Source organism: Shewanella avicenniae (assembly GCF_017354945.1).
Taxonomy (GTDB): domain Bacteria; phylum Pseudomonadota; class Gammaproteobacteria; order Enterobacterales; family Shewanellaceae; genus Shewanella; species Shewanella avicenniae.
The window spans coordinates 2808212-2828317 of sequence record NZ_CP071503.1 but is presented as its reverse complement, the minus strand read 5'-3'; the positions used below and the strand labels follow the sequence as shown (position 1 = coordinate 2828317).

Below are 20106 nucleotides of genomic sequence, written 5' to 3'. Positions count from 1 at the left end.
GGGTTGAATGAAATCATTCAGGGTGGCCGGTCGAGCACCCTTGATCGGGAGTTATCTAGGGTGCCGTTTTGTTACTCGGTAAATTTTACGTTATCAAGCTCAATCCAATATTGTTCTTCGGCTTTGCCATCAACTTCAATGGACACCGCTGTTAAGGACGTTTTATCCCAATCACCCTCAAACTTGCTAAATGGGACCACAATCGTTTGCCAACCTGAGATTGCTTCGAGCGTTGCTTTACTCTTGCCATTGTAGCTATCGAGTACCACGGTATAGTTTCTGGCGTTGCCATTCACACTAAACGATACCCCTGTATAGCGGCTCGCATCTACGGGAACGAAGCCGCCAGGTGTTAGTGGAAATACCAATTGGGCGTAAGGGGCATTTTTGTTTTCTAATGCCACCATAACATCCAATACGTGGTTACTCTCTGTTACTGATTTGAGCTTAGGTTGCATCAAAATTGTGCTGCGAGGAAAACCATAATCAATGTTGGTTTTTCTCACACTAGCGAGTGATGTCAACGCACCCTGTTCAAAGTCATCAATGACCGCTCCAATCTTGATTGCGGGAGGCACCGATGGCCCTTGTTGACCAACTAGTGCACCATCTTTCACGACAGGTTTACCATCAACCCACACAGCTTTAAGGTTGCGGATATCAGAAATTTGCTTCCAAGGCTTGCCTTCAATCAGAAGCAAATCTGCGCGCTTTCCTACTTCAATCGTACCCGTTACTTGATCTACACCGATTATTTCGGCACTGCCTTTGGTTCCTGCGACAAGGGCCTCAGCGGGGGAAATGCCAAAATCCACCAATAACTCAAGCTCCCGTACAGAAGATTCCCCGAATGGTGTTTTACTGATCCCAGAATCAGTCCCTAAGCCCAATTTGATACCGGCATCATGCAGCAAGCCTAAGTTATATTTTGAAAACCCCTGTCTCTCGTTGGTTTGAGCCAGTTTTTCAGGGTTCAACTTTTTAACTTTCTCTGGTCTAGGCTCATAAACCGCTAAGGTTGGCGCGTAATACACAGCTTTTTGCTTCATGAGTTCGACGAGTCTTGCATCCGCCTTTTCATCTTGCATAGCGTGCACAATAGCTGTCACACCTGCCTTTGCTGCTTTTATCCCGCCGTCGACAGTTACCGTATGGGTTACGACTGGCAGATGGCGGATTTTCGCTTGCTCTACTATCCCTTCAAACGCATCCAGACTGATGTCAGTATTTTCTTCTGGATTGCCATAGCGCCAGCCATCAGCAAACACTTTAATAAAATCAGGTTGATACTGATCTAGATACTCCAGAACTGCTTTTGCTTCCTCTTTTGAGGCAACAAGACGCGTCATTTTTTCATCGGCCCAATCAGCACCATGCCCACCAGGAGGCGCTATCCGCGCGGCATAAAGCACGTGTGGCGAAATCAAGCTTTTATGCCATTCTCGTTTAGCCGCGTAGGAGTCCGGTGATGAGTGATAATCGGTTACTGTGGTAATACCATGGGTCAGCATCGCCGTAGATATTTCTGCCCGACTTGCTGTCCAATGGGTATGCACATCGATTAATCCAGGCATTAAGGTGAAGTTTTTAGCCTCAATAACTTCAGCGTCAGTTGTTGCTTGAATTTGCTTAGCAATTGTGGCGATTTTGCCATCCTTAACCAGTACATCTGCGACGAATGGCTGTTTGCCTGTACCATCAAAAACGGTGACATCATTAAATAGCGTATCTGCTGCAACAGCACCACCCAGGGGGCTAATTGAAGATGCGATGGAGAGGATCCCCATCCAATATTGACTACATTTCATATCAAGCATCCTTACTTCTGATATACATTGGTTGCTTGCGGAATATATTTTTGCTCTAAGCGATCTTGGCGAGTGACAAGCGACTGGCTTTCACCTTGAATATATAACGCAGTTAGCAAGGAGAGTGGCTCTAAAGGGTCTCCGTCCCATACTGCTAAATCTGCGCGCATTCCTTTTTGGATACTACCAACATCTTTGAGTCCCCACGCCTTTGCAGCATTAGCTGTTAGACCAGCGATAGCCGCGTCATAAGGCAAACCATTTGCAACAGACATCCCGGCAAAGTAACGGATCTTACCAGTGTCGTGTGCTGAACCCGCGCCACCAATGACAATATTGACACCGGCTTCATATAACACCCGCACATTTTCATTGCTTGCGTTAACCACATCAAAATCGCTTGGCAAGTTCTCTGTGGTATCAACAACAACGGACACGCCTGATGCAGCAATATCCTTGGCTACCATCCAACCTTCAGCAACCCCAACAAGTACGGCTTTAATTTTTGTGCCCTTGAGGATCCGTAATACGGCTCGAATATCAGTGGCTCGCTCCACTCGAAGCGCTAACACTCTTTCACCTTTTACAATGGGTTCAAGCGCCTTCAAATCGTATAACGACCAGCTCCGAGACTTTAGGCGGCCTTTGTAGAAGACATCATTATTTTCAGCAAATGACGTTGCATCAGCTAATTCTTCTTTAAAACGCGTAATCGTTGCGCCTCGACCCTCGGCTATTGCTTTGAAGTCCCAAAACTCCGCAATGCCTTCGGTATTGAGTACTTCATTTTGACTATCAGTTAGCGTGAATTGAGTAGCTAAGCCTGCAAAATGATTATCTCCATTGCTTCTTGGTGCCACGATTACTGTTGAAACACCACCTCGACGTGCAATGGGAACCGCAATTGAGTAAGGGTTCAGAATATCGGCGGTATTAAAGGCGGCGGAGAAAGATTTATCTTTTGATGACATTTCATTGGCATCAGCTCCACCGCTAATTTCGGTGATCCCCAACGAGCTTTCAGAATTAATAAAGCCAGGGGTGATGACTTTGCCAGCCATCTCAATCGTTTTGTCTGCTTTAGCGGTGATTTTTGGCGATACTTCGACAATCACACCGTCCTTAATCAAAATATCGCCATTGCTTAAGGTCCCTTGGCTCGATGCAGTGATAATTTGGGCGTCGTTCAACAGCAGGGTTTCGGCTGTGGCTGTATGGCAAAGTGAAAGTGATACAAAAAGCGCAAGAAAACTAAACTTATTCATAGTGGGACTCCGAAACTGGTTGTCCTAAAAGAAAATCTGAAGAGAAGGTATGTGGGCTGTTTCGGTCGACGACCACCTTGCCATCAATGAAGACTTTTTCTGCTTTGGCGTAGATGCTGAACGGGTCATGATCCCAAAGTACCACATCGGCATTTTTGCCTTTGACGATACTGCCAATTCGGTCAGCGAGCCCCATTTTTTCCGCCGGATTTAGTGTTATCCAGCGTAGTGCTTGTTCACGCGAAATGGGTTGATTAGCTCGTTTCGCTTGTGCCATTGCTTTCGCGGCTTCGACGTTTAATCGTTGGATTAATACGCTACTATCAGAATGAATGCTGACATTTACCCCAGCCCACTCCAGTGCCGCAGCATTCATTGGCACAGCATCGTAAGCCTCCATTTTAAAGCCCCAACGATCGGACCAAGTCGCAACCGCGATTTTTTCTTTAGCTAGCAAGTTAGCGATTTTGTATGCCTGAGTTGCATGATGGAAACTGTTAATTTTAAAGTTGAATTCATGTGAAAGATCAACCATTTGTGCCATTTCGTCGGCGCGATAACAGTGGATATGGACGTCAATGTCTCCAGCAAGCACACCAGACAAAGTTTCTAACTCTAAGTCTTCTTTGACGGGAGACCCATTCTTTTTCTTAGCGAGATATTCTTGTGCATCGATGAATGCTTTACGAAATCCTGCCATGTTCCCCATGCGGGTATAAGGGTCATGGCCTTTGGCTGCATAGGTGATAGGGTTTTCGCCACAGGCCATCTTCACACCGTAGCGGGTGTCAGGGAATTTCATCTCTTGTGCAGTCGCTGCGGGCACATTTTTTATGACAACCGATCTGCCACCAAATAGGTTTGCAGAGCCGGGTAGCACCAGCATGGTGGTAACACCGCCTTCTCGAGCACGTTGAAACGCTGGATCCTGCGGCCAAACAGAGTGTTCTACCCATACTTCAGCGGTGTTTTTATCCGTCTTTTCATTACCGTTTCTCATTGAAGGAATACCAGGTGATGAAAAAGCGCCGAGGTGAGAGTGAATATCGATAATGCCAGGTGTTACCCATTTACCTTGACCATCAATCACTTCAAAGTTTTTTGGTACTTTGATGTCCTGTCCAACAGCGTAAATCTTGCCATCTTTAAGCAAAACGACACCGTTAGTAATTTCAGGTCCGTTAGCTGGCATAATGGTGGCGCCAACAATGGCATAATTTTGGGTTTCTGGCGCTGTATAAGTTGAAGGGTAGGGCAGTTGTTTAGCGGCATTAGCATAACCGCATGACGCAACCAACAGCGCTAGCGTCATTAATTTAAACGTAGGCATAGAGTTCTAATTCCTTGAGAAAAGATACTTTAATTAATCGAATTGAAAACTGGCATTGGCTCAGTTAAGCCAATGCCATATCACTCAAAACTTAAAATTGAGTCAGGAAGTTAATGTAAAAGTATCTTGGGGTTGGTGAGTGTACGGCGCCGTAATAACCGTAGGTTTCGTCTGCCAATGGGGGTTGTTTATCAAACAGATTACGGATCCCCACTTTGACCTTAGTTCCCATCAGAATATCTTCTGGCAACGAGTACTGAGCGTAGAGATTGACCACGGTATGGTCATCTACGTGCCAGTAATTACCAGCACTTAATAACGAAGTGTCATAGAAGCCAGATACGTAGGTTGCGTTGGTGCCCACTCGTAGATTGTTATATGACCATGTTAATGACGAAGAAACGCGCCAATCTGGGTTACCGTTTTGCTCAATCAAGTCAGAAGACTCTGGCAACTCTGTACCTTCGTTGATCAGTCCGGCATCCCTTGCGGTGTATAGTGCTTCAATCGCTGGTGGATTGCCGCGAGAATACTCAAGTAAGTGTGATGCACTTAAATTGAAATCGAAGCTACCAAATTCCGTATTACGTTTTTGCCAGATCAAACTTAAATCGATACCACGAACTTTCTGTGGTTGTAAGTTGCGATACATGTCATCGACGTACATGATTTGCCCTACAGGATCTATTCCTGTGCCGGCAAATCGAGCAATATCATCAGCGGTTGGCTCTCGGCGAGATACGTCAGGGTTGAAGCTTCCTTGCATCCTTTCTAGGTAGTCAACAATCAAAGCATTGCCTTCACCAAAGACGCCAACAATTCCTTCTTGCTCAATCGACCAGTAATCAGCCGAGATAGTAAAATGACCTAAGCTTTCTGGCAGAAAGTCAGGCATAAATACAATACCTGTGGTCCAGTTAGTGGACTCTTCCGCTTTCAGATCTGGGTTACCCGAGCGGCGAGCAGTGGCTACTCGACTGGCATCGCAATCGGAAAAGTTGTCAATACGACCTGCTCTTAAGTCTGCTTCACACAACACCCAGTCAGTACGGCTATTACCACGAGTCACAATCGACGCGTTTACCTGCTCCAAGTTAGGTGCTCTAAAGCCTTCAGAATATGCACCGCGGAAGCGTACATAATCATTAACCACCCATGAAGCGCTGACTTTAGGTTTTGCGACACTGCCGAAATCACTGTAATGCTCATAACGACCAGCGACTTGCATCGAGAGCGATTGCATTAGCGGGATTTGCATCTCTTCACTGACTAATGGCACCGCCAATTCAGCATAGGCAGAAAACACTTTGCGACTGCCGTAGTTGTCCGGCGTAGGACTCACACCGTACAGGTTACTATCTTGTTGTACACCAGTGACAAAGTCATACCAGAGGTTAGTGCCATCAACGTTAGGGTCGCGATCATCTAGCTGAGTTTCGCGTCTAAATTCAGCGCCTACTGCTACGCCAACATCACCGGCCCACAAGGTAAATAGATCAGGTGTTGAAGCGTTTGCATCAATTTGAAAGAGTGTTGTTTTGTTCTTTCTGTTTGATTCAATAGAAATTGCATCAATCGCAGCTTGAGAACTGATAGTGGTATCACTACCAGGATTTAATGGGTCACCACCATTGAAAGGGTTATAGGCGTCAGGTGTCGACAGTGCCAAGTTTTCTTGTAAGGCAGTTGAACTTATCCCTTCTTGGCGATCATCTACAGTGGCCTCACTGTAAAACATCGCAGTTTCCCAATCCCACTTAGCGGTGTTGCCGCGTAATCCACCCAAAACACGATATTGTTCAGCGGTTACTCGAACGTTGGTTGGTCCTAAATCTGTGTAACGTAGGGTGCTGATAGTGACAGGTAAACCTTCCTCTGGGGCATCAATCCCTGGCAGTCGGTTCGGATTCAAGGTGCCATCATCAAAGTAAACTGGGCCAAACGGGTTCCAGTAGTTTGATGCTGGAATACTCATTTGTAATGAGCCAATTGAGAACACGCTGTCTTGAATGCTTTTGGTGACACCGCGGTAGTAACTGGCTTCGCCGAACAGCTGCAAGTTATCAGAGAGATCATATTTTGCCATCGCGAATGTATTAAGACGTTCAAGATCTGGCATTAAGGCGATGGGATAATTTTGGCGCGCATCCCAGCGAGTGTTTTCATCCGTGCTGGTGGTTGATGCTGAGCCGTCATCAAGGCAAATACCATCGCCTAAACTTGCTCGGCAGCCGGCGTTCATTGATGGCTGCACGTGGAAGCTGCCACCAGAGCTGGTAAGTAAACTGCCATCTTGGTAAACCGGAATCCCACCAATTGTTTGGAAGTTACCCCAAGGACGGGTGGTACTGTCATTTCGAAGAGAACCAGAGCCTTCGAACTCTGTTCCCACAAATAGCGGACGCAAGTCGCCAGATGCAGAGAATTCCTGATCTGAGGCAAGCAAGGCCGAGCGGTCGGTGTAGTTTACAAATAGACTGATATTACCTTTGCCATTGTTAAGGCTTTTACCAAACGTACCGCTGAGATTGACTTCGTCCATATTGGTACCTTCAGCGGTACCATACTGAGCTTCAACCTTTGCGCCTTCAAAATCGTCGTTAAGTACAATGTTGACGACGCCTGCTACAGCGTCAGAGCCATAAATTGCCCCCGCGCCATCGCGCAAAATTTCAACGCGTTTTACACCGTTCATAGGAATGGTGTTGGAGTTAAAGGTAAGAACAGGGGCAAAAGTGCCACTTGCCTGACTGCTTGGGTAATTGACACCACGGCGACCGTTGATCAGCACTAGGGTGCTGCCGACACCTAAGTTGCGTAGATCGACTGAGCCCACATCGCCACGAGCGAAGTTACTGCTAGTTTGCCCTGAGGATTGGTTGAAGCTAACGTCGCCAAATTGTGGAATGGAGCGAAACAACTCATCGCCAGAAACAGCGCCGATTGCTTCAATTTCATCAGTACCGATCACACTGACGGGAAGCGCATCACCTACATAGGCGCCAGCGATACGGGAACCCACAACAGTGATTTTCTCTTGTGGCTGTTTCTCTTTTTTGTCTGCGCTATCGTCAGCGACATCTTGAGCATAAGACGTGGCTGAAGCTGCAGCGAGTAAAGATGCAATAACACTTCGCGCGGTTTTTTTAATTTTAAATTTCGGTTCAGAATTATTCATTTTGCTTGCTTCTATCAGCGACGGTGTCGGAGATGTGTCCCCAGCTTTTTTGGCCACCTTGATGAAAATAGTGCCTTTAGCTGAGATATTTCCGCTAAGACCTGTTCCATTAAGTAACAGGTTAAGTCCGTCTTGAATGGAATAGCTGCCGTTAACATTGGGGGTATGTAACTCGGCAACTAAGTTGTGTGGGAATAAGATGGCGAGACCCGTCTGCTCAGCGAAGTGTTTTAAACTTTCAGACGCTGGAGCGGAAAGAATATTAAACGTTACGATTCTCTCTGATGATGTTGTAGCAACCTGAGCCCAGATTGTTAGGGGCAACATCAACAGCATGAAAAAAATAACGTGTTTAGTCTTCCGACAATATCTCTCAATCATGTTTCCCACGTATCGGCTGAGTAAATGTTAATCATCTGTTTAGCTTTTATCAGCCTTGCAACATAACAAGCAAATTTGAAACAAAAACCGCTACTCAAATTTGAAAAATTTTTGAAAAAATCTTAACTAATTGAAAATTAGACTTTCTCCTTGATGATAAATGTACCGTTTTCCAGCTTTTTAACGTCGAGGTTAAAGTTCATTTCAAGTGTTTCAAACACGGTATCCAAATTATTAATAGGGTAGTAGCCCCCTACTCGCAGTTGATTCAGTGTGGGAGAGGAGATGATAATTTTGTAATTGGTATAGCGGCTAACTTCCTCAACGACTTGGGTGAGTGGCTGCTCGGTGAAGTCCAGAAATCCTCTTTTCCAATACAGATGTCTTTCGAGATCCTTCTTAGGCTCTTCAGTGACGGATTTGACAACTTTTTGGTCGAACACCACTCGTTTACCGGCTGTTGCAAGGACAACTTGCTGTTGATGGTTGGCCTTATGTTCTTCGGAGGAAATTTCAGGGTTATCGATTTGTTGCTTGGTGATTACTTGCTCATCTGCACGAACTCTCACCGTACCATGCGATACCAACACATCTACTGTTTCACCCTCTAGTCTAACGGCAAAACTAGTACCTAAGGCTTGCACATCTCCATGGCCAGCCTTAACGATAAATGGATGCTGTTTATCTTTGGCAACATCAAAATTAGCTTCTCCGCGGACAAGAGTAATTTCTCGAATATCATCGTTATAGTTCACGACCAGCTTACTGTCGGTATTGAGCGTGACGATTGATCCATCTGCCAAGGTCAATGTTTTCTGAGTGCCGACAGCTGTGGCGTATTGTCCATTTGTGCCCTGATCTAAGCCTTGATTAACCAGTTCAATGTACATAAATGGAATCGTCACAATCAGTGCCACAGCTGCTACCAAACGGATTGCAGTTTTGGACCATTGTGATGAATGTTTTGAATCTTTTAGGGTTAAGTCGCGAGGTTGAGATGCTGTTTCGTTGCAACGATCTGCCATCGATTGCAATCGATCCCAGTTTTCTGACATGACCCTTAATTCATGCTCATGTGTCTTGCTTTGTGAAACCCAAGCTCTTAATTCAGCTTGCTCCGAGTCGGACAGCTTGCCAGTTTGTATTCTGCTGATCCAACTTGCCGCTTCACTTTGAATGCGTTCCAACGAGTTAGGGAATTTGACAATTCTTGGCATTAACAAGACTCCCTTTTACCGTGCAGCTGAGACTCTTGAAACTCTTGGCTTTGATACTCATTAACGAATTCGCGCATATATCGGTCGCAACGTTCAATACCTTTGGCAAGATGTTTCTCCACAGTACTCAAGGATAGATTAAGTTCTACCGCGATATCTTTGACCGCAAAATGTTCTGTAAGTCGAAGATGGGTTACGCGACGACATTGTTCAGGTAATGTTGCCATCGCTTGCTGCAGTAATGCACGTTCTTCATCTTCGGTAAGCAGATCGAGCGGATTCTCTGACTTGGAAGGGTTTTTAAATGAAGCGAAGTCATCTAAATATTCGGTTAACGTATTGGTGATGTTTATGTTTTCGTTGTAGACGAGATGCTTTGCCGTTTTAAAAAGGTACAGCTTAGGGAAATCGATCGATTTTTTCTTATCTGCCGCAAAGGTGCGGGTGAAGGTTTCTTGCAGCACATCCTCAACATCGCTGGCACGATTAAGGTATTTACTGATCATTTTTCGTAGGGAGTATTTACACTCTGCATACACAGAGATTACCGACTCACTTTTCTCTGAATTAGACATAACCCCCCTTCAGCAACTTATTTAGAACGAAACTCAACCCCACATTGGCGCAAATTTTATTGGGAAATAGTAAGTTAGATAGCGAAGAGGACATTTCTTGTCTGAAATCAGTCCCATTACGCTGATAGACACTCTATATGAGATATACATTAATTTACAATAACGTATTGTTAACATTAGTTGTAAATTTTTATGTTTACGCTGATTAATTGATAGGAGTGTTAGCAAAATTTCATAAAATGCGTAGTTGGGATGAAGAAGTGAAACTCTCAAAAGCGAGTGACGCGCGTTGTCGATAATCAGCCCTTTTAAACGGCCAGAGCTATCGAAATCACGAGCAAAAAAATTGCTGAGTATCTACCGCTTTAACAAATTTGTTCTGGGGTGGATGATGAGCATGAGAACTGCGCCAACCCTGAGTTTGGGTAATACGTCCGGGAGCGAACGTCAGAGCTGGCGCAGTAAAAGCTAACTGTTAACTAGGATTACTTTTTAGCAGCAGGTTGGTACTCGTGGCAGTAGGCACAGTAGTTTTTCTCTACCTTGTTTTGCTTATGGCAGTTGGTGCAGTCAACATACCCGCCGTGAATGGAGTTGTGTGGGTTCCATTTACCTAGATTTGCAGTTTTTTTGGCATTTTCTTCATAAGAACCATGACATCCCAAACATTGTTCGGCTTTGTCGTAGCCTTTGTGCATCTTGTCAATTGACGAATCAGCATTTGCACTAAATCCGATAACAGACATCGCTGAAAATAGCAGGATAGTTGCCAAGCTTAGTTTACGGTTTGTTAAATATTTCATATTAAGCTCCTTTTACAGCGTGTAGTGCAGACAGATAGCCAAAGGTGATTGCTCGGCCCATAGAAGTACCAGGAATGTGGCGAGGGTAATTACCAGAGAAGAAGTCACCAGAAGCGTTACCTGCAGCATAAAGCCCTTCAATTACATTGCCTTTGCTATTCAATACACGGCCATGTTCGTCGATGATCAAGCCGCTTACAGTAGCGAGAATGACGCTGTTACAAACCAAGGCGTAATATTTTTTACCGTCAAATTCTTTGGCAAATTCCATATCGCGGTTGAAGTCTTGGTCTACGCCAGCCTTTTTGAAGGCATTGAATTTATTGATGGTGTTGACCAAGTTGCCTTTTGGCATCTTCATTACGGCTTCCAGCTCTGCTGCAGAGTTTGCTTCAAATAACCAACCCTTTGTTTTTAGCTGTGCAAAGGCCGCGATGGCTTTATCAAAGATCTCTTTATTTTTAGAGATCATGGTGTCGTCAAATAACAGCCAGCTTTTTTTACCAAAGGTTGCTTGTCGGTTGGTTGCATTGGAAATAGATTGGAAGGCTGCGTCTTCACGAACAAAACGTTCACCGTCATCGTTAACCACTGCGTATAACCCCATCGCTCGGAGTGTACGCACCGCAGGAATGTGGAATGACTCTGGGCTACCGAAGGTAAAATTCATCACTGCGTGTGGCACGGGATCCATCGCTGCACCGACTTTAAGACCCATCATGTGACCGTCACCGGTTGTGCCCCAACATGGGTTCCACCAAGAGGCGGAAGAGTAGTCTTCAGGACGCAGATAGGCTTTCATCATTTCTGGGTTAGCGTCATAACCGCCCGTTGCCAGAATCACACCTTTTTTCGCATTAATTTGAATATATTTACCATCTTCTTTAGCAATCACGCCGGTAACACGACCAGATTTATCGGTGATCAATTGCGCTGCAGGTGTACTGTATTTGGCGGTAACGTTTGGATGTTTTTTCGCGGTATTTGTTAAGTCTTGGATGATGTAAACACCGACATGACCACTTCTAAAACGTACATCTTTTGGAAGTCCTGGGGTGTTGTAGAACATACACTCCGCATCAATCACGGGAGCGCCCGTATTAGGGTATTTTGGACGCAAAGGCATTGGTGCAATCACAAATCCCTTGTCACCTTTTTTGAACATCTGTTCCATAAAGTCAGTGGCTTCGCCAGATTTTTCAACGTAGGTTCTGACCACATCTGGACCAATCCGATAACTTGCAGAACGATGCATTTCACCCAGCAAAACTGCTTTATCTGTTTTTACGCCAGCTTCGCGTTGGGTACGAGAGTTTACTGAGCCAAAGCATTCAAATGCCCCGCGGCCTTCCGTCATTTTTTCAATTAAAACAACTTTTGCGCCTTCTTCAGCGGCTTTTAATGTTGCAATCAGTCCTGAAATACCGCCGCCGACGACAGCAACATCACAGTTATATTCTTTAGTGATTTCGCTTTTTGCTATTTGTCGATTTTCGAAGCCGATAGGGCCTTTAGGTCCGTTAAAATCACCTTTTTTGACATAGATGCAATTTACGTCGTCACCTAAAACCGATTCATATACATTTTCTGGGGCTTTAACGACATCTTTGGCTTCTGCTGACTCACTGAAAACTGCAGACGTCCCAACGGCGATACTTGTGGCGCCTATTCCTTTAATAAAACTTCTTCTTGAAAGATCTGTTTTTGAATTTATCATAATTTCACCATATTAGTTACAATTAGATATCAATTTAGATATTAATTAATATCGGTATAAATTTAAGCGTAACTATCCTATTTGCTTCTGTTGAAGCAAAATATGAATTAAGTTTTTAAAATGTAAGTGTTAGCTTGTAATCTAGAACTTGAAGCGAGCACCAACCGTAAATGAATGATCTTCTGCGTAGTCTAAATATTCATTGCTACCAGTATAAGTTGCATACTCAATCATGAAATCCAAACTTTTATCGTATGCGTAAGTAATGCTGCCAATGGCTAATCCGATATCATCATTTATCTCATAGTCTGAATTTCGTAATTGGTAAGACACACCATATTTAAAGTCATCAACTGTTGTGGTGACTGCAACTGTGTGGACTTGCTCGTCGTAGCCTTCAGTAGTTACACCATAAAAAGCGCTTTTACTAAATTCACCAGTATAGGCGATAGTGATATGGTCGAATGAGTAATCAACACCAACAGAATAACGGTTATAGGTATGGTTATTTGGATTGCCACTAAAATTTTCATCAATTCTGTTAAGGTTAATTGCAGCATTGAATTTACCGTTTTTGTACAATAAGCGACCAACTAGAACATCATCATTTGCATGATCTCTACAATGTGGGTTTACCAGAGCAACTTTAGCCTGAAAGTCACCTAGTGAAGAGTTGTACCATGGTGAGATATAGGCAATGATATTGTCTGAGTATTTCCCTTGTTTGAACAACATTCTATTCATTGAATATTGTTCGGTGTTAGTGAATGGATGAATATCGACACGTTTGTAAAGGTTCATGTAAGCACCGGAATAACCTTTACCAACATATAATGCACCTAAGTCGGTTTTAAATACTAATGAAGCAACACGAATCGAAAATTCATCACTTTCTGTTGTATTTACAAAACGATCTCCACTTGCAGCATAGTAGCCTTCTAGTTGGTAATCTACGCCAATATCTTTGATTTTCAGACCATCTTTGTAACCCGCATAGCCAGTTGCGATACCGGTCTGCTGATCTAAGCCTGTTTTCCAACTGGCCATAACATTGGCTTCACCGTAAAATCCATCAGCTGCGTAAGCGCTAGTGCATGACAGTGCGATAAGCCCAATAGCAAATTTGTAAGCTTTCATATTATTCCCCAAAATATCTAACTTCTCAGTGACATGACTTTTACTGCAACGTGCAGTAACAATTAACTCTTAAATCCAATTCAACTAATTTTGAGCATTACTAGCCCTCAAGGTTTTTTTAAACCATGAGATTTGAAACTGATTTTTATTGTTTAAATTTAGATGTCTGTATTACATCTGTTTTTTAAGTTTTTATTGATAATTTCGAAACAATCCAAAAATGAAATAGATGTATTTTCAATTATTTCTGGTGCAATGATTGATACGAATCCATCATAAAGTTCTTCAATCGTCGATGAAATGCAGTTTTCTACATATATTTTGTTTGAAACACAACTTACAATGCCTCTAGCTTGTAGTCGATAAGTCTTAAGGGCTTGGTGGATTCGATCTTCTTTCAAATTACAATTTGAAACCAGTTCTTGTTCAATCTGGTTAAATGTTTCATTCAGTGCCAGTAATGATTCCTTTAATCGACAGAGTAAGTGTTTTGACGCGAATTGGTAGATTTGCGCGGTGGCAGCAATTAAAGAGACTCTGTCTGAAGATTTATAGTCCATTGCTACACGTACTACGTCGTACATACAGCCCATTATTAATTTTTCTGCAGCACTAAATTGTGGGTTGGCAATGATGCATTTGTTGAATGCAACAATCTCATCCACCTTTTTGATATAAATGCCAATGATGAGATCTTCTTTACTGTCAAAATTTGAATAGAGTGTTGATTTTGAGCAACAGCACATTTTAGCCAGTTTTGTGAATGAAAATGAGGATAGCCCCTCTAATGATATTAGCTGGGATGCGCATTCAATTATTTTGTTTTCAATTTCTGACATAGTGGCTACCTCCGCGAAAAATATTATAATTTGGTTGGAGGTCGTTTTGTGATTGTTATCATGTTTGGTGGGTACATTTTGTACTTGTGGGAATTTATGGCAATATTACAAAAATAGATGAATTAGATTTTTGTAAATAAAGCTTAAAATAATAGCTATTTTATTAATTTAATCTTAAAAAATTACCCGTGGTGAGATTTGTGTATTGATTCTATAGAAAATAAAACCTTCATCACGTTTAACGTCGGAAATATTAACTTGATAAACACACATAAATAATGCGGTATTAAATATTCATCTATTTCAGCAATAGCTTAAATGTAGGAATTTGGGTTTTGCCATCCTTGCGTTAGCGAGCAATTTGATGACTTTTTTACCTGTACGTTCGTTGATTGCTGTTTTACCTATTCTCTAGCAAGAAGTTCACGAATGCTTGGTCAGCTTGACTGAGCGGGCGATGTTTTTTCCAGGCGATATGTAGCTCAACATAGACGGGTGGATCGAGAGAAATAGTGTTGATGTTATCTTTGGGTTGCACCACCATTTTCAGCAGCGTTGCGACGGCAAATCCTTGTTGAACCACTTGTTTAATCAGGTTTATGAGGTTGGTCTCGAAGGCGATTCTTGGCGTAAGCCCAAGAGCATTGGCGCGATTGAGCATCCATTCACGGTGATAATAGCCTGGCTTAAACATTACCAGTTCATGTTCAAAGAATTGCTCCATGGTTACGGAGGTGTGTTCTGATAAGGGATGATCAAAGGCAGCCGCAACCACAATTTCTTCATTAATTAATACGCAGGAATCAAACTCGGGTTTGAGATCGGATTTGGTGATGATGGCAATATCGACCTCGTGCTGTTCGAGCATTTTCAAGGCGTCTCGGGTTCCACCTTCAAACAAACTCAGCTTTAAATTCTCGTATTGATGCCTGAATGCCATTAACCGTGTGGGAAGATAAAACGACCCCAGCATGCCAGGTACCGCGACCCGTACTTCACCACGACTCAAATCGGCCATTTGACGAATATGACTTTCGGCTTGAGACACTTGTTGCAGAATTAAATCCGCGTGCTGTTTGAGCACTTGGCCCTCAGCGGTTAGCTTGATCACGCCTGCATGTTTTCGCGCTTGGCGTTGAACTAAGGTGACACCAAGTGTTTGTTCGAGTCGTTTAAGACTTTGGCTCAAGGCGGGTTGGGCTATGTCGAGTTTTTCTGCTGCTTTGGTAAAACTGCCATATTTGATCAAGGCGCAAAAGTGACGTAGCTGGCGGATCTCCATCGCAACTCTCTTATTTGGCTAATAAAAATTAAATATAACAAAAATTAATCAGTTTGATATTTTTTATCTATTATTGTTATCCAATATCCACTGCTATGCTTTGGTCATACTGATTTTTTAGGCATGACTAATGAATATGACCGCTCGGCGTCGAGTGCGCGATTTGCGACTGGTATGGGCGCTGTGTATTGCTTCGCTGGTGATTTATATCAACTTGTACATGATGCAAGGGATGTTGCCGCTGATTGCTGAACATTTTCAGGTCACCAGCGCGCGTTCAACCTTAGTGCTCTCGGTTACGAGCTTTACGTTGGCGTTGAGTCTACTGGTTTATGCGGTGGTGTCTGACAGAGTCGGGCGTCATCGTCCAATCGTGGTGAGCTTATGGGCTTTAGCGCTTTCCAATTTACTGCTGGTTTTTATTGATGATTTTCAGACTTTGCTGTTTGTTCGGTTCCTGCAAGGGGGGCTGTTGGCCTCGCTGCCCGCGATAGCTATGGCTTACTTCAAAGAGCAGCTTAAACCACAAATCATGCTTACTGCGGCGGCAGTCTATATTACGGCTAACAGCTTTGGCGGCATTGTTGGGCGGTTGCTGGGCGGTGCAATGTCGCAATTGTTTGATTGGCAATCGGCGATGTTGGTGTGTTTGTTGTTCAGTATTGTCGGCGTTGGGGTGACGCATTATCTGCTGTCAAGAACCCGTGATGCCGTCAAACGAGAGCACATTCGTCAATCATGGTCTGAACGGCTTAATTTCAAAAAAGACATTGCCGGATTTATGCACCACTTGCGCGATAGTCAGATGCGGCTGGCTTATTTGATTGGTGGTATCACCTTCATGATGATGGTGAACCAATACAGTTTTATTCAGTTGCATTTGATGGACGCATTTAACTGGAGTCGCTTTCAAGTCACGCTTATTTTTCTCTGTTATTCCAGCGGTACCATTGCGTCTTACTTTACAGCACGGTGGATAAGTCAGCATGGGCAACTGCCGTTATATCGCATCTCATTAGCGATGATGTTGGTGGGCTCGTTAGTTACCTTGTTTGATACCGAAGTGGCGATTTGCATTGGATTTCTGCTGAGTAGTTGCGGCTTCTTTGTCACGCATAGCTGCTGTAACTCGTTTGTGGCGCTGCGGGCGACAACGCATCGGGCGAAGGCTACATCACTGTATCTATGCTGTTATTATCTCGGTGCTGCTGCAGGCGGACCTTACTTAATGTTGTTTTGGCAACACTCAGGATGGGCAGGGGTGATCACCGGCTCTATGGTGCTGTTAAGCTTAATTGCGGTGTTTGTCTGGCGCTTGGGATATCGGCAACGTCAGGCGATGTTGCCGCATCCCGTTTGTTAGATTCTGTTAAAGCTCATCGTTGATGAAATCTTTTCTTTCTAACCCATACTTTCGCATTTTGTCGTAAAGGGTTTTACGGGGCAGTTCTAGCTGCTCCATGGTGTTTTTAATCGAGCCCTTGTTATGACTTAGGGCATCTTCAATCAATACCCGTTCAAAAAACTCCACCCGTTGGGTCAATGACATACCGCTGTGGAGTTTATCGTTATTGGCAATCGCGCCAGAAAATGCGGCTTCTTCACCTAATAACACATAACGTTCAGCGAGGTTTCTAAGCTCGCGTACGTTACCAGGCCATTCATAGGTACTTAATCGTGCACGATGTTCGGTATCGAGCGCGATCAGCTCTTTGTGGTAACGCGCTGACGCAACGCGGGCAAAATGTAGGAAAAGGAGCGGAATATCTTCACGGCGCTCCCGTAGTGGGGGAATCGCCACGGTCACCAGATTGAGTCGGTAATACAGATCATGACGGAAATCGCCCTGATCGCAGAGTGATTTCAAGTCCACTTTGGTGGCGGCAATCACTCGAATGTCGAGGTCGATACTTTTGTTGGAGCCAAGGCGTACCACTTTGCGGTCTTCCAATACCCTCAGCAGTTTGACCTGCAATGCCATTGGCGTGCTTTCAATTTCGTCGAGAAAAATTGTACCGCCATTAGCAAACTCAAACTTACCCACGCGCATTTTGTCTGCGCCAGTAAACGCGCCTGCTTCAGCACCAAAGAGTTCACTTTCGATGATGGTTTCAGGTATCGCACCGCAGTTGATAGCAACAAAGTTAGCGTTGCCACGAGGGCTATGGTCATGCAGATATCGGGCAACCAGCTCTTTGCCGGTGCCGGTTTCGCCTTCAATTAATATATCTGCTGGCGTATCAAGCACTTGGTGGATGATGCGTTTCATTTGCAGCATGCCTGGGCTATTACCCAAAATACGTGGTCCCGGCGAACTTTGAGACTCTAATTCACGCTTTAACGAGCGGTTTTCTAAGGTGAGCGTACGCTTTTCTAACGCGCGTTTGACGACATCCAAGATGTGTTCGTTATTAAACGGCTTTTCAAGGAAATCATAAGCCCCTTGCTTAACCGCGCTAACCGCCATCGCGATGTCACCAAACCCGGTGATGAGAATAACTGGAATATCCGCGTCTTGCTGCATGATTTGCTGCATCACACGAATGCCATCGGTGCTCGGCATATTCACATCAGTAATGACCACGCCCGGCCAATTAGGCTGGATGAGTTTAATAATTTCTTGCGGTTGCGTGCTGGCTTTTGCTGGAATGCCCTCAAGCTCAAAGAGTTGAGTCAATACGGTACCGATATGGGGTTCATCATCGAGGATCAGTACTGTGTATGGATTGTCGATCATCCTTGGTTATTCTCCGGACATAACGGCAGTAAAATGACAAACTCTGCGCCACCTTCAGCTGCATTGGCGACGCTAATGGTGCCGTTCATCGATTCGATAATACGCCTTGAGATGGATAGTCCTAGTCCCAACCCTTGTCGTTGGCTGGTGGTGAAGTAAGGCTCAAATATCTTTTCCATTTGGCTCTCGTGCACACCAGGACCTGAATCCTTTATTTGGATTTGCAGTTTATCAGATTGTGTCACGCTGATGGTGAGTAAACGATAATCCACCTGTTGCATCGCAACAATAGCGTTGCTAATGATATTGACCAACACCTGCTGTAGGCGCACTTTGTCACCAAAAAAACTGACGGGCTGCTCAGGCAATGACAGCCGAAGTTCAATATGCTGCTTGACGATTTCGGGGTTAACAATCGTCAGTGCTTCACCTAAGGTGTCGTTGAGCGAATTGGCTTTTTCTTGCCCCTGGCTCTTACGCGTAAAGCTCTTAAATTGCGCCACAATTTCAGCAAGACGATCAGCCAGAGAGATAATCGTACTTAGGTTTTCTTTGGCTTTGTCCTGCATGTCACGCTGCAGCAGTGTTTGCGTGTTTTGCGCATAGCTGCGTAATGCGGCAAGTGGTTGGTTGATTTCGTGATTGATACTGGCAGATAGACTGCCGATGACCGTTAGTTTTGCCGCTTGTACTAACTCATCTTGAGTTTCTTGCAGTTTAATATTGGCACTTTCTAATTCTTGGGTGCGTTCTTTAACCCGCATCTCCAACAGATTATGGGCCTGCTGCATTCGGCGCATGTTTTTGCGGCGCTCTAAGCTAAACATCAACCCCAAGCCAAGTAGTAAAAACACGCTGGCGGCGAGTAATAATGTCAGTGGTAACGAGGCGTATAACGGCTTTACCGGCGTCAGCACATGCACGTCCCATCCGGCTTTAATCATCGTGCCGCGGGTGTCGAGAAACTCCTCTCGTCCATCATCATGGGCGATATGATAGAGTGCGCGGTTATTGCTGTGCGTGATGTCATAAGGTGGTTTTACGCTCAGCGCTGAGATGATGCGATTGGCATAACGGCGACTCTGATAAATTTCATTTTGCGCTTCATCTGTTAGCGGTGTCAGTGATTTCAGTCGCCAACTGTCCATGCTTGCCAGAAATATCACATGATCCAAGCCACTAATCGCAAGTTCATATTGGCCTGCTTTGGCGAGCCCAGTCAGTTGCTCTTCAATATCGGCGATATCCACTTTGACGACGATAATACCGAGCACTTTGCCTTTTTCTACAATCGGGTATGAGAAATAAAAACCGCGCGTATCCGATGACGTCCCTACCGCGTAATAACTGCCTAATCGTCCGGCAATCGCTTCGGTGTAGTAGGGGCGAAAGGCATAATTTTGTCCGATAAAGGAATAGGATTTCTGCCAGTTACTGGCAGCAATTGCATCACCATGGCTATTTAGTAAATAGATATCCGAGGCTTCGGTAACGTGTTGGATCTCTTCAAAATAGCGATTGATATGACGGATTTCTTCAAGGTTATCACTATGGGCAAGGGCACTGGCTAACATAGGGTTTGTTGATAACACATGGGGAATACTTTCGTAGCGGATTAACGCGCCATCAATAAAGTTAATGACTTCAGTTAACTGACGGTTCGCGAGCGGCTGGATCCGGGCAAATCCTTGTTCTAGATGATACCAATAGGTTGTCGCTAAGGTCGCACACAGTCCCAGCAGCATTATCAAACTAATACTAAGACGTTTACGAAGAGAAACCTGAGGTTGCATATCTAGCGGAAGCCCTGAAGAACGGCGAGTCTGATCAAGACTCG

14 protein-coding genes and 1 pseudogene are annotated in these 20106 nt (G+C 44.4%); 1 reads left to right on the top strand and 14 read right to left on the bottom strand.

All coding sequences use genetic code 11. The features are described 5' to 3' along the window. Window positions 1-71: 71 nt before the first annotated feature. The 12 genes and pseudogenes from JYB87_RS12520 to JYB87_RS12470 all read right to left on the bottom strand — a co-directional run bounded on the left by JYB87_RS12520 (window position 72) and on the right by JYB87_RS12470 (window position 15532). A complete protein-coding gene (locus JYB87_RS12520; RefSeq protein ID WP_207353819.1) occupies window positions 72-1808 on the bottom strand; it encodes an amidohydrolase family protein in 1737 nt (578 codons plus the stop codon). 11 nt (window positions 1809-1819) lie between these two features. Beyond that, entirely contained in the window at window positions 1820-2923 is a 1104-nt protein-coding gene (locus JYB87_RS12515) for an amidohydrolase family protein (protein ID WP_207353818.1), read from the bottom strand. Window positions 2924-3065: 142 nt separating this feature from the next. Beyond that, entirely contained in the window at window positions 3066-4265 is a 1200-nt protein-coding gene (locus JYB87_RS12510) for an amidohydrolase (RefSeq protein WP_228729859.1), read from the bottom strand. 229 nt (window positions 4266-4494) lie between these two features. Further along, a complete protein-coding gene (locus JYB87_RS12505; RefSeq protein ID WP_228729858.1) occupies window positions 4495-7581 on the bottom strand; it encodes a TonB-dependent receptor domain-containing protein in 3087 nt (1028 codons plus the stop codon). A 69-nt stretch (window positions 7582-7650) separates the two neighbouring features. After that, window positions 7651-7908: pseudogene (locus JYB87_RS18915) on the bottom strand (secretin and TonB N-terminal domain-containing protein); the annotation flags it as partial. Between the two features lie 191 nt (window positions 7909-8099). After that, entirely contained in the window at window positions 8100-9179 is a 1080-nt protein-coding gene (locus JYB87_RS12500) for a FecR family protein (RefSeq protein WP_207353815.1), read from the bottom strand. Then, window positions 9179-9754, bottom strand: coding sequence for an RNA polymerase sigma factor (locus JYB87_RS12495; RefSeq protein WP_207353814.1), 576 nt, complete (start codon window positions 9752-9754; stop codon window positions 9179-9181). The genes JYB87_RS12500 and JYB87_RS12495 overlap by 1 nt, the downstream gene beginning before the upstream one ends. 485 nt (window positions 9755-10239) lie before the next feature. Beyond that, window positions 10240-10557 (bottom strand): cytochrome c3 family protein, encoded by a 318-nt coding sequence (locus JYB87_RS12490; protein ID WP_207353813.1) that lies wholly within the window; start codon window positions 10555-10557, stop codon window positions 10240-10242. Between the two features lies 1 nt (window position 10558). Continuing rightward, on the bottom strand, window positions 10559-12274 hold the full coding sequence (locus tag JYB87_RS12485; protein WP_207353812.1) for an FAD-dependent oxidoreductase: 1716 nt from the start codon (window positions 12272-12274) through the stop codon (window positions 10559-10561). 141 nt (window positions 12275-12415) lie between these two features. After that, window positions 12416-13411: a porin gene (locus JYB87_RS12480; RefSeq protein ID WP_207353811.1), complete on the bottom strand. Its 996-nt coding sequence runs from the start codon at window positions 13409-13411 to the stop codon at window positions 12416-12418. Window positions 13412-13569: 158 nt separating this feature from the next. Continuing rightward, window positions 13570-14250, bottom strand: a complete 681-nt coding sequence (locus JYB87_RS12475) for a TetR/AcrR family transcriptional regulator (protein ID WP_207353810.1) — start codon at window positions 14248-14250, stop codon at window positions 13570-13572. 400 nt (window positions 14251-14650) lie between these two features. Beyond that, window positions 14651-15532 carry a LysR family transcriptional regulator gene (locus JYB87_RS12470; protein ID WP_207353809.1) on the bottom strand — a complete coding sequence of 294 codons (882 nt, stop codon included), beginning with the start codon at window positions 15530-15532 and terminating at the stop codon, window positions 14651-14653. 130 nt (window positions 15533-15662) lie between these two features. Here JYB87_RS12470 and JYB87_RS12465 point away from each other — a divergent pair, with 130 nt between their 5' ends. Continuing rightward, window positions 15663-16895 (top strand): MFS transporter, encoded by a 1233-nt coding sequence (locus tag JYB87_RS12465; RefSeq protein WP_207353808.1) that lies wholly within the window; start codon window positions 15663-15665, stop codon window positions 16893-16895. Between the two features lie 6 nt (window positions 16896-16901). Here JYB87_RS12465 and JYB87_RS12460 read toward each other — a convergent pair whose 3' ends face one another. Continuing rightward, window positions 16902-18269, bottom strand: a complete 1368-nt coding sequence (locus JYB87_RS12460; protein WP_207353807.1) for a sigma-54-dependent transcriptional regulator — start codon at window positions 18267-18269, stop codon at window positions 16902-16904. After that, window positions 18266-20062, bottom strand: coding sequence for an ATP-binding protein (locus JYB87_RS12455; RefSeq protein ID WP_207356693.1), 1797 nt, complete (start codon window positions 20060-20062; stop codon window positions 18266-18268). Before JYB87_RS12455 ends, JYB87_RS12460 begins: the two co-directional genes overlap by 4 nt. Window positions 20063-20106: the final 44 nt, after the last annotated feature.